2 protein-coding genes are annotated in these 13891 nt (G+C 38.9%); both read right to left on the bottom strand.

What is annotated here, in order from left to right:
- The coding region (locus PXD56_RS18535; RefSeq protein ID WP_276494813.1) for a PorP/SprF family type IX secretion system membrane protein at positions 1 to 383 on the bottom strand (383 nt) is incomplete at its 3' end.
- 26 nt (positions 384 to 409) lie between these two features.
- On the bottom strand, positions 410 to 13123 hold the full coding sequence (locus PXD56_RS18530; RefSeq protein ID WP_276494812.1) for a T9SS type B sorting domain-containing protein: 12714 nt from the start codon (positions 13121 to 13123) through the stop codon (positions 410 to 412).
- Positions 13124 to 13891 lie beyond the last annotated feature (768 nt).

Genomic DNA, 13891 nt, shown 5'->3' with positions numbered 1-13891 from the left:
TTGAACAGGTGTCCCCCGGCCTTTAGACCGAACGAAAGCTTGCCCGTCTCCGAGGTGTTCACCGTATAGCTGAACGCCGCATCGATATAGGTATCCTGGTTGGTACCGTTACCGATCTCGTCGTTCACCACCGATAGCCCAAGGCCTACATGGTCCGATACCGGCGTATGGAAGTTGAGCGTCTGCGTCGTAGGTGCGCCGTCAAGGCCCACCCACTGCGAACGGTGCAGTGCCGCTATGCTGAACACCCCGCGCGAACCTGCGTACGCAGGGTTCACAGATATCGTGTTGTACATGTACTGCGTGTACTGTGCGTCTTGCTGGGCGTGGCCCAGAAAAAGACCTGCTACGGTAATTATAATGGTTAGAAAATATTTATTCATCGTATCTTATTTTTAAGGGGAATTTTTTATCTGTTGATGTATAGGTAACCGGCTTTATCTAAATTATTGCCATTATTGTTATACTTAATAATATAAAAATATGTACCTACAGGTAATTTTGAATCGGTCGAAATTGTTACCCTACCATTGGAAACTCCTTTAAAGGTGTTCGTAACATTATCATAACCGCTCATCTCGTACACTATGATACCCCACCTGTTAAAGATTTGTACCGTATTGTTAGGATAAGATTCAATATTATCAATTAAGAACTCATCATTAATACCATCATTATCTGGTGTTATGATTTCATTGATAACAGAAATACCTGTTTCTACTAACTCTTCGCCACAACCTGCCGCTAAAGTTGGTACGCCGTTCAAGGAATCACAAGGATTCAATGGGTCGGTACCATCTATAATCTCCTGACCGTCAGGAATGGTATCACCATCGGTATCTGCAACATATGGATCTGTACCTATCGCCAATTCTTGAGAAGTGGTCAGACCATCTTCGTCACAATCGGATATCAAATAATCGCCACCTTGTTCCAAGGTTATGCTACCTTCATCATAATCACAAGGATCTTCTGGATTGGTATCATCGTCAAGCTCTTGCCCGTTGATTACTCCGTCGCCATCACAATCCGCCAAAAGATAATCACCTGAGAAATCAAGCGTAATATTTTCTATTACGTAATCACATGGGTCATTTTTATCCGTACCATCCGCTTCTTCCTGTGTATCCAAAACACCGTCACCATCACTATCACCTATTTCTCTAAAGTTTACTTCTGGTGTAGTAGCATCGTCGTCATTATCCGTACCATCGGCACCTGTATCCAAATCATTGTTTACATCTAGACCTGGAGTCTTATCAAAGCCGTCATCCAGTCCGTCATTATCAGAATCAACACCTGTAAAAGTACCTTCATCTGTTTCATCGATATCTAGCACACCATCATCTTCAGAATCAAGGTCTAAATAATCTGGAGTTCCGTCACCATCCGTATCTTCCGGCACCAATCCACCTGGGTAGTTCGTATCCAAACCGTTTGCATCAAAAGCATCGGCAGGAACAACATACGCCAAGGTAGGTTGTGCTTCTACGTTATCTGGGATACCATCATCGTCAGCATCAATATCCAAGAAGTTAGCTTCACCTGTACCATCTGTATTTGGTGGTGTTGTACCTTCTGAACTATCTGCTTGGCCATTATTGTTTGCATCAGCAAAACCAGTATCTATGCTATCAATAACACCATCATTATTTGTATCAAGGTCACCGTTGCCAGCTTCCACAACATCTACGATACCATCGTTATCAGCATCAATATCAAAATGGTTTGGAATACCGTCACCGTCAAAATCGAATGCTGGTTCCGTTGTTCCGTTTACATCACCTACTAATGGATCGTTAGGATCATCATCTAAATGATTAGGAACACCATCATTGTCATCATCTGCACTTGGGTCGATTCCGTTGGTTTCATCTAAATCTGAGATACCGTCGTTATCATCATCAAGATCTGCAGTATCCGGGATACCGTCGCCATCAAAGTCAAGAACATCCCTAAAGTCAACCTCAGCCAAATCAGCATCATCAACATTATCAGTTGCGATTGCACCTGTATCCAAGTCATTGTTTACATCGTTACCCGGGGTATCATCAAAGGCATCGTTCAATCCATCATTATCCGCATCTGCCAAAGGATCTACAAGAGAACCTTGACCAGCTTCTAAAACATCACTTACGCCATCTGCATCTGAGTCAGCATCGATATAATCAGGAATACCGTCCATATCCGTATCTTCTGGCTCTATTCCGCCTGGGTAATTCGTATCTAATCCCACTGTGTCAAAAGCATCTGCCGGTACGATATACGCATCGGTAGGTTGTGCTTCTACATTATCTGGAATACCATCGTCATCTGCATCGATATCTAAATAATTTGCACCGCCAGTACCATCTGTGTTGGTTGGAACAGTTCCTTCTGAACTATCTGCTTGACCATTATTGTTTGCATCTGCAAAACCAGTATCGTTACTATCGATAACTCCGTCATTGTTCGTGTCAAGATTTCCGTTACCTGCTTCTACTACATCTACAATACCATCATTATCCGCATCGATATCAAAATGGTTTGGAATACCATCACCGTCAAAATCAAATGCAGGTTCTGTAGTTCCGTTTACATCACCTACTAATGGATCGTTAGGATCATCATCGGAATGGTTTGGAACACCATCGTTATCATCATCGGCACTTGGGTCAATTCCGTTAGCCTCATCCAAATCTGAAATACCATCGTTATCGTCATCAAGATCTACCGTATCCGGGATACCGTCTCCATCAAAGTCAAGAACATCTCTAAAGTCAACCTCAGCCAAATCAGCATCATCTTCGTTGTCAGTTGCAATTGCACCTGTATCCAAATCATTGTTTACATCATTACCTACAGTATCATCAAAAGCATCGTTCAATCCATCACCGTCAGCATCTGCCAAAGGATCTACAAGAGTACCTTGACCAGCTTCCAGCATATCTGAAATACCATCGTTATCAGAATCAGCATCCAAATAATCTGGAGTTAAATCTGTATCCGTATCCTCAGGTCTTAATCCGTTAGGGTAGTTTGTATCTACACCGTTAAGACTAAAAGTATTTGCAGGAGCCACATAACCTGTTGTTGGTTGTGCTTCAACGTTATCTGGAATACCATCATCATCTGCATCGATATCCAAGAAATCTGCATTTCCTGATGTATCTGTGTTCAGTGGCGTTGTACCTTCTGAACTATCTGCCTGACCATCATTGTTTGCATCTGCAAAACCAGTATCGTTACTATCAATAACTCCATCATTATTAGTATCCAAAGCATCATTACCAGCTTCGTACACATCAAATATTCCGTCGTTATCTGCATCAATATCAAAGTGATTTGGAATACCATCACCATCAAAATCAAATGCTGGTTCAGTTGTTCCGTTTACATCACCTACTAATGGATCGTTAGGATCATCATCAGAATGGTTTGGAACACCATCATTATCATCATCGGCACTTGGGTCAATTCCGTTAGCCTCATCTAAATCTGAGATACCATCGTTATCATCATCAAGATCTGCTGTATCTGGGATACCATCACCATCAAAATCCAATACCGATCTAAAATCTACTTCAGCCATATCAGCATCATCTTCGTTATCAGTTGCAATTGCACCTGTATCCAAATCATTGTTTACATCATTACCTAGGGTATCATCAAAGGCATCGTTCAATCCATCACCATCGGCATCTGCCAAAGGATCTACAAGAGTACCTTGACCAGCTTCCAGCATATCTGAAATACCATCGTTATCAGAATCAGCATCCAAATAATCTGGAGTTAAATCTGTATCCGTATCCTCTGGTCTTAATCCGTTAGGATAGTTTGTATCTACGCCATTTGGAGTAAAAGATTCCGCTGGAGCAACATAACCTGTAGTAGGTTGTGCTTCTACGTTATCTGGAATACCATCGTCATCTGCATCGATATCCAAGAAATCCGCATTTCCTGATGTATCTGTATTCAGTGGTGTTGTACCTTCTGAACTATCTGCCTGACCATCATTGTTTGCATCTGCAAAACCAGTATCATTACTATCAATAACTCCGTCATTGTTCGTATCTAAAGCATCATTACCAGCTTCATATACATCAAATATTCCGTCGTTATCTGCATCAATATCAAAGTGATTTGGAATACCATCACCATCAAAATCAAATGCCGGTTCTGTTGTTCCGTTTACATCGCCAATCAATGGATCGTTAGGATCATCATCAGAATGGTTTGGAACACCGTCGTTATCATCATCGGCACTTGGGTCAATACCATTAGCCTCATCTAAGTCACTAATACCATCGTTATCATCATCTAAATCAACGATATCCATAATACCATCTTGATCAAAATCTAATATAGATCTGAAATCTACTTCAGTAGTATCTGGATCATCTACATTATCAGTTGCGATGGCACCAGTATCTAAATCATTGTTTACATCATTACCTACGGTATCATCAAAAGCATCGTTCAATCCATCACCGTCGGCATCTGCCAATGGGTCTGTAATTGTACCTTGACCAGCTTCTAAAATATCTGGAGCACCATCATTATCAGAATCCGCATCCAAGTAATCTGGAGTTAAATCTGTATCCGTATCCTCAGGTCTTAATCCGTTAGGGTAATTCGTATCTACACCATTAAAATCAAAAGCATCAGCTGGTGCAACATAACCTGTTGTAGGTTGTGCTTCTACGTTATCTGGAATACCATCGTCATCAGCATCAATATCCAAGAAATCTGCATTCCCTGTAGTATCAGTATTGATAGGCGTAGTCGTTTCAGAGCTATCAGCCTGACCATCATTATTACCATCAGCAAAACCAGTGTCGTTACTATCAATAACGCCATCATTATTCGTATCTAAAGCATCATTACCAGCTTCGTATACATCAAATATTCCGTCGTTATCTGCATCAATATCAAAGTGATTTGGAATACCATCACCATCAAAATCAAAGGCTGGCTCAACAATTCCGTTTACATCACCAACTAATGGGTCAGCAGGAGCATCGTCTAAATAGTTTACGATACCATCATTATCATCATCTGCACTTGGGTCAACTCCATTGGCTTCATCTAAATCTGAAATACCATCATTGTCATCATCTAGATCAACGATATCCATAATACCATCTTGGTCGCGATCTAATATAGATCTGAAATCTACCTCAGCGGTATCTAAATCATCTTCGTTGTCCGTACCTTCAGCACCTGTATCCAAATCATTGTTTACATCTGTACCAGGTGTATCATCAAATGCATCGTTTAATCCGTCATTATCAGCATCAGCTAAAGGATCAGTCATAGTTCCTTGTCCAGCTTCAATAATATCTGGCGTACCATCATCGTCAGAATCCGGATCCAAGTAATCAGGAATTAAATCATTATCAGTATCCTCAGGTGTTATTCCGTTTGGATAATTAGTATCTAAACCTTCAGCATCAAAAGCATCATCTGGAGCATTATAAGCTGCAGTTGGTTGTGCTTCAACATTATCTGGAATACCATCATCATCTGCATCTATATCCAAGTAGTTTGCACCACCTGTTGTATCTGTATTTAATGGTGCAGTACCTTCTGTAGCATCTGCTTGACCATTGTCATTCGCATCTAAGAATACATCATCAGTACTGTCAATGGCACCATCATTATTGGTATCTAAAGCACCTGTTCCATTTTCAACTACATCTAGAATACCATCATTATCTGCATCTATATCTAAATGGTTTGGATTTGCATCAGCATCAAAATTATCTATTGGTAAAGCTGTACCAGGACCATCTGTAGCCGTAGGCGTTGTGTTATCATCTGTATCAGCAATATCTGAAAGTCCATCACCATCAGTATCCGTAATTAGACCAGTACCGATAACACCATCGTTATCCGGGTCTGAACCACCAGCTTCCGTCACATCTGAAATACCATCATTATCAGAATCAGTATCTATTCTATCATCAAATCCGTCACCGTCAGTATCAGGATTTTCTAAAGGCGTACCAGGAGTTGTGGCATCTGCAGGGTCTACACTATCTGCCAAACCATCGCGGTCTGTATCTGTAGCAAAAGTATCTATAACACCATCGTTATCTGCATCTGGACCACCAGCTTCTGTTACATCTGGAATACCATCATTATCAGAATCTAAATCTATTCTGTCCTCTATACTATCACCATCTGAATCTTCATCTGGTAAAGGAGTCGTTGAAATTTCATCTGCAAGACCATCATTATTAGTATCCGTCATAGAAGTTGGGTCACCTGGAGTAGGGTAGTCTATATGACCATCACCATCTGTATCTGTACCACCAGCTTCTATAGAATCTGGAATACCATCGTTATCTGAATCTAAATCAATACTGTCTGGAATACCATCACCATCTGTATCGCCTGTTTCACCGGTATCTAAAATTCCGTCATTATCATCATCAATATCTACAGTATCCATAATGCCATCATTATCAGAATCTAATATGGATCTAAAATCAACCTCTGCAGTGTCTAAATCATCTACATTATCCGTAGCGATTGCACCTGTATCCAAATCATTGTTTACATCATATGCAGGAGTAGTATCATCAAAGGCGTCGTTTAAACCATCTCCATCAGCATCGGCTAAAGGATCTACCATTGTACCTTGACCAGCTTCCTCAACATCACTAACACCATCAGCATCAGAATCTGAATCTAAATAATCAGGAATTAAATCACCATCTGTATCTTCTGGAGTTAACCCTACAGGATAATTGGTATCTAATCCGTTAGCAGCTTCCGCATCTGCAGGAGCAATATACCCAGCAGTTGTCTGTGCTTCTACATTATCTGGAATTCCATCATCATCTGCATCTATATCCAAGTAATCTGGACCACCTGTGGTATCTGAGTTAGGAATTGGAAGTGGAGATGCTGCTGTAGCGTCATCCCAACCATCTGTTGTAGCGGTATCATCAAAACCATCTACAACACCATCACCATTAACATCTAGTCCACCAGCTTCTGTAGTATCTGTAATACCATCATTATCTGAATCTATGTCTAAGTGATTAGGAACACTGTCACCATCAAAATTATCGATTGGTAAAGGTGTACCTGGACCATCGTCTAGTGTACCTGTTGTATTATCATTTGGATCTACTAAATCTGAAAGTCCGTCTCCATCTGTATCTGCAATTGGACCTGTACCGATTCTACCATCGTTATCCGGATCAGAACCACCAGCTTCAACAACATCTGGAATACCATCGTTTTCAGAATCTAAATCTATTCTATCATCCAATCCGTCATTATCCGTATCCGGATTCGGAATTGGTGTACCTGGAGTAGCAGGACCAACTGGGTCAACACTATCCGCAAGTCCGTCATTATCTGTATCGGTCATGAACGTATCAATGATACCATCACCGTCTCCATCCATACCACCAGCTTCAGTAGTATCCGTAATTCCGTCGTTATCAGAATCTAAATCCAATCGATCTAAAATTCCGTCGTTATCAGAATCTTCATCTGGTAAAGGAGTAGTATCAACACTGTCGGCAACACCGTTACCATCAGCATCAACAAAACCATCAACAGCACCATCGCCATCAGCATCTTCGCTACCGGCTTCTAAAGTATCTGTAATACCATCGTTATCTGCATCTAAATCTAAGTAATCAGGATTACCGTCACCATCCGTATCAATTGGGTCAATACCATCTGTATCTGCACCAACTGCAGGTATACCTGTTAATGGATCGATAGCTCCTGGAGCACTAAAGCCAGTTGTAGTTTGTGCTTCAACCGTATCTAAAATACCGTCATTGTCACTATCTAAATCGTAAGCATTAATTAGTCCGTCACCATCAAAATCGCCACTATTATCCGTAGTACCATCTCCGTCCGTATCAAAAATATTGGATGTTGAGTTTGTTTGTACACAACCTGTTTGCTGTGTACAGGGCGCACTACCTTCTGGACCGTCTGTAGTATCATTATCCACTACATCTGCAAGACCATCATTATCAACATCTGTTATATTATCTAAAACACCATCTCCGTTGGAATCTCTGTTACCTTCGCCAACCTCTACGATATCCGTTATACCATCATTATCAGAATCTAAATCTAAGTGGTTTGGAACACCATCGCCATCTGTATCAAAATTGATACACACCCCGTTAGCATTAAGCCCGCCACAAGTTGGGAAATCCACATCATAATAATTTGGAGTGCCATCACCGTCTAAATCACCATCTGGATCAGGTAAGCCCATTGTTGTACAAGCCCATCCTTCTACACCATCAAAATTGGCTGCACAGAAATCAGGATCTTCATAATCCAAAGTCCCGTCACCATCGGCATCGCCATTGTAGACTTCAATAACATCTGGTATACCATCATTATCATTATCTAAATCTAATGGAGCTCCAGAAACAACCGGTACTTCTATTAAAATAGCCTCACATTGACAGTTTGATGCAGATGGTAAAAACTCAACAATAAAGTTAGTTCCCGTACATGCAGCACCTGCTGTGGTAAACATGATTTCCTCGGTTATACTAGCACCGTTTGCAATAGAAGAAGCGACCGTACCTGTTGCGATTGCCGCTCCGTCAATATCACCATCCACATCTGCACAATAAACACTATAAGCATAACCAGCATCTGCATCTACACTACTTCCGTTTTCAATAGCTATTGATAAGTTATACTCGTAATTGTTACCAGTATCAATTGTAAAGAAACTATCATTTGCTGTACCAATCAATATTGGTTTTTCTAACGGCATAATTTCATAAGAAGAACCTGTAGCTACTTGGAAATCTGCACAATTAGTCGAGGAACAAGTTATACCGCCCACCGTCACATAATTAACAATTCGCACTTCTTCTAAGTCATCGCAAATACCTTCGTTGGTTGTTATAAAATCAAAATCGAAATCTATTCTAGATCCTGCTGTAACACCTGCAGGATATTGCAATAAAATTTCTTGATGGTTTCCTACAGTTGTAACACTTACAAATGAAGCCCCATCTACACTTGAAAATGATGAAGCCACATATTCAATTCCCGTTCTTAATGTAACTTTTGAAAAATCTGAACTTCCAGTAGTACCACCAGTAATAGTGGTTTCTACTCTAATTTCATCTGTTATACCACAACCTTGAACAGGAGATGCATATATAGTACTTAATGCATTATAAGGGGCAACTGCACCGTTTGCCTGTATAGGGCTTGAAACTACCCTTGTGCCATTACCTGCAGCTATATCCCCACACGGACTTTCTCCATATGCTTTAAATGTGAATTCTGAATTGGATATAAAATCACACTCCAATTGAATTTCAAGATCAATATGAGCCGTTCTTTCGTCTACCGTATTTATTGCAGGGTTACCAGCTATACCATTGATTGCAGCTATACCCGAATGTTCTAAAATATTAACCCTTGCCGTTCCGTCTGTAATGGTTACGGTAACGGGTTCTATATTACCCGAATTTTTAGGATATTCCACATTTGTGCTTACAATGGTAATACCACCGTCACCACCTGGAATTGCAAATTCTAAATATGGAAAAGTTAAATCTGCCAATTGAGCACTTATCATATCTACCTCTATATTAAAAGGTGTACATAAATCTTGCGCTCCAACAGGTTGATCTGTAATAGCTACTTGTACCTGCGCTCCTTTAGGTTCTAAGGTAATTGAAGTAGAATTTTGATAACATGTACTACCAACTGCACTATAGTCAGCTATACTTGTAGAAATATCAGGATAACCTGGATATCCAGAGCAATCCCAACCGTGTTCCACTAAAACTGTAAGGTTTTGACAATCATCAAAATCACCTTTAAATCTTACGGTCTTTGTATCTCCAGTGGCTATAGAGCCAGCTTCAATCCACATTTTGTCTCCAGATTGGTAAAAGTTTGCAGGAGTTTCAACACCGCCAGATACCGTAAAGGCACTATTTAAGTTAATGCCTGCCGGTGTAGTAATCTGTATCCAGTTATAATCAACATCCTCCGGACTAGTATTTGAGATATTTGTATCAAAATCTACCGTATATGCATCTCCATTAACCGTTGGTGCCGGTGATTGTACAATAAAAGTTGGTTGTGTATAAGTAAAAGTATTTGTACCTGTAATGCTTGCCGGTTCTGGTGTATCAGTATACGCGAAATTTTCAAAATTTATCGTGTATTGATATTGAACTGAGGCAGGAGATTCACATGTACCCATAAATTCAACATAGAATCTTGGTTGAATCAATGATTTCTGGTCCATATTAACAAAACCTGGTCCTGGAGTAATGATGATCTGACCATTACTTTCGGTAGCTATAAACTCACCAGTTCCTGTTGAATAAGAATTACTTTCAAATTGTATTGATGTAATATTCCCTGTAAATCTTGCTCCCTCTGGTATATCGACTACAGTATTTGTCCAAATAGTTGTTGGTCTATATTCATCTGGGTGCATATCATCTGGTCCCATGTTATGAGTCCAGTATAGCACACCGTTAGATGGGGCACAACCATTGGTTGATCTAGACTGATTACTATGGTTTATACGAGGTCTAGAGTAAAATGCCCTATCTCCCCATGTATCACAACCCACTCTATTTGCAGCAGTATTTGCCGGGTGGTCTGTGAATCCGAAGAACTCTCCCCTTAAATTGGTTAATTCATAATAATCAATATCATCAAAATCTTTACTAAATTCAAATGTCAATACTAATTCAACTATATCTTGTTCACTTGCATCTCCTTCATAATTATAAGCTCCCCCTATCAAACTTCTATCATCTGAAAGATCAAAACTCAACATATGTTCAGTTGTACCATTAGTAGTTAAAACAGGAGCATTAGTAATACTACCAGATTGTGATGTAGTTGGCGTATCGTTTATGGTTATCTGAGCATCAATAAGAGTAATAATGTCAGCGCCACCAGCAGCTAAACTTTGAGTATCGTATGTTAAATCAAAATATAAATTATCTAAAGAAATATTATTAATAGATGCCGTAGTAGTAATCTGCATTTGATCACCCGCCAGGTACTTATTAAGACCTCCTGTATTATCATCTAAAACTACTTTTGTAGACATTGAAGCATCTGTCCAACCAGCAGTAATTCTTTTAGCATCGAAACTTTCAATTGCCGGACCTATACATGGGCCTGGACAATGGGTGTAAATATTAATTGTACCACAATGAATATCTTGGTCCCAACATGTTCCACTAGATCCTGTTGCTTTAAAATTAGTAGTATAAGGTATTGCCTGTAATCCGTTAGGACCACAAGAAAAAGTTAATGGAAATTCTACCCAATCTTTAAATTCAACACTAATATTATTAATAGTAGTAGTCGTATAGGTAATAGAATTGCCTATTTGTGTAAATTCTGAAGAAGCAGAAGGTTGCAATGACATACCAGTTGGCACTTCTATAGTAATGCTCCATTCCGTATTACCATTATCACCAAACAAGGCTTCTCCATCTATAGTTGGTGTTCCTACACCATTTGCTTGCATTGATGGAGCAATTGCAATTGTAAAATCTTCATTGTTAACAATATCCGTAGGCGCATCAATTTCCGTTACACTTCTGTAATCTCTAATTATGTTAAAGTAATTTAAATCTATTCTTTCTGGAATTCGATCACTCTTACATTGATCTTTAAAATAGACATCAAAATACGTGTGTTCCCATTCCAAATAATCAAATCTACCTGTGCCACAATTATCCTTAGGTGTTAGTTCAAAATCAAAAGATAGTTCAGTTGATTCTCCAGGAGGTAAATCATCATAAAATCCATCATTATCCAAATCATCAAAACCACCGGGCCCATCAGGATCCGATGTAAAAAAGTCTGGAGGTATTACATTTGTTGTTGTGGTGGTATAAGTATCACCTGCAATATTATCAGGTGTAAAAGAAGGATTTGTCCCAAATCTAAAATTTGAAAACTGTCGAGTTTCAAAACGCTGATAGCCCCATAAAGGATTAGAATCTGCTGTTGAAACCGGACTTGTATTTGCACCTCTACCTAAATTAATACCAACATCTAAAGCCATTGAACCAGCAGTAGCATTCGTATTCTCAATTCTTACTGTATACGTTACCGCTTCACATAAATCAGGATTGGTAGACCCAACTTTTGTTAAAGAAATATCTGGTACATTAGCCCCAAAATTCAAAGATCCTGTCTGTGGTGCTGCAGATTGGCATACTTCACCTGCATTACACCCCCAGTAGGTATTGTGGACTATTGCGGTATCCGTACAATCATCTACTCTAAATTCTTCTACCAATATTAAGCTTTCACCATTATCAAAGCAATTATCATTATTGCCAACGGCTCCTGCGAAAGGAGCTGCGTTTAAATCGATTTCATAAGTTAAAACTTGACCGACTGTAGAATCAACCGGTAAAACCGTTCCGTTATAGGATAATGTATAAATATCATCTACATCTTCTCCTAAATCCACATAGTAGGTAAAAGTTTCGGTACAACCATTACCCCCTTGCGCCAATGTAATATTTCTAGTATATGTCTCACCAACATTAGCGTTTATAGTTGGTATTGCCGAAATATTAAGTGAAGCGGCCATCAAAGCGTATGATGAAATTGTTGGTTCCGTATCAGAAGCAGAATTGGCACCGTTTCGATCTTGAAAATTAATAGTATGTGCATCTTTAAACAAGCCACTTGAGTTAGCATGAGCTACTGCATCACAATTTGCGCTACGTTCAAATGTAAACCTTACTTCATCCCCAACATCCCATGTTGCGTCACCTGGACGTAGAATGGTAAATATAGGATCTGAAGGCGTACCACCTTCTCCTATTGAATATTGATTAGAGGAAATTGGATTACCAAATGAATCTGATTGCGAAGTTATATTTGCCGTCCCTAAAACATATTCCACGCCGGGCGGAAGATCAAAAGTGATACTAAAATCATTACAGGATGCATCCTCGCCTCTAATGAAGACTTCTTCAATAGAGTTATTTACTCCGCCACAAGTGGCTAAATCTTGAGGTGTTAAGTAAACCGTGTATCGGTTAGTCTCAATCTGTGCTAAACTAGTAGCAGAATAAAATAGTATAAAGAATACTACTAGAAAATTAAGTTTCAATGAAAACTTCATAATGGAGGTTAGTGTTAATATTTTATAGGACTACTTAAAAAGTAAGTATAAGACTACAAAACATTTGTTATAACCACAAAATTAGTTGAAGGTTAAACCAGACTATATTTTTTGTTGTGAAATGAAGATACTTGTATGAGAAATGACAATTAATGTATGTTAAAAATCTGAAAAAAAAAGCATTTTATCGATGAAGTCAAGTATAATGGTTATTTCTAAAGCTTTGAAAACACAGAGAGAATATCCAAAATGCTCTATTTTTCAAAATCGTCCGCTATACAGGGGCTTAGGTACCAAATTAATTTATTTTCCAAATTGAAAAAACTCCCTTAGCAAGTGTAAAATTCAGGCGCATCGCAAATTAGCCAACCAAATATTTCCTACAAAAATTATATTAATAAAATTATAAAAACATATATAACGTTCTTACAAAACATAGTAGGTGAAAAATTTATATTAATAATATTTTGTTGAATAAATTCACTTACTATTTGAATATTTAAATAGACCAGATTACTAAAATATATACTAACAACATCTAGATTTTTTTACTAAAACAACAGGTATACTTAATGTCAATAAAGTATATATTCCTATGCTTGATATACTATTTATAAAACAAAAAAAGTGGATAGGAGCAATGCTCCTATCCACTTTTAAATATCTCTTGGTTTATGTTGGTTATTCCACCACGATAAACTCCGATCTTCTGTTAAGCTGATGCTTTTCCTTGCTACATGGAACGCTGTTGCTACAATCGTTCGTAAG

Origin of the sequence: Maribacter zhoushanensis (assembly GCF_029350975.1) — a bacterium.
Classification (GTDB): domain Bacteria; phylum Bacteroidota; class Bacteroidia; order Flavobacteriales; family Flavobacteriaceae; genus Maribacter; species Maribacter zhoushanensis.
The sequence above is the reverse complement of the archived record's forward strand: the minus strand, read 5'-3'. Positions and strand labels throughout refer to the sequence as shown.

Coding starts and splice junctions, on each gene's coding strand:
- PXD56_RS18530 (WP_276494812.1), bottom strand. CDS start 13,123: ATGAAGTTTTCATTGAAACTTAATTTTCTAGTAGTATTCTTTATACTA.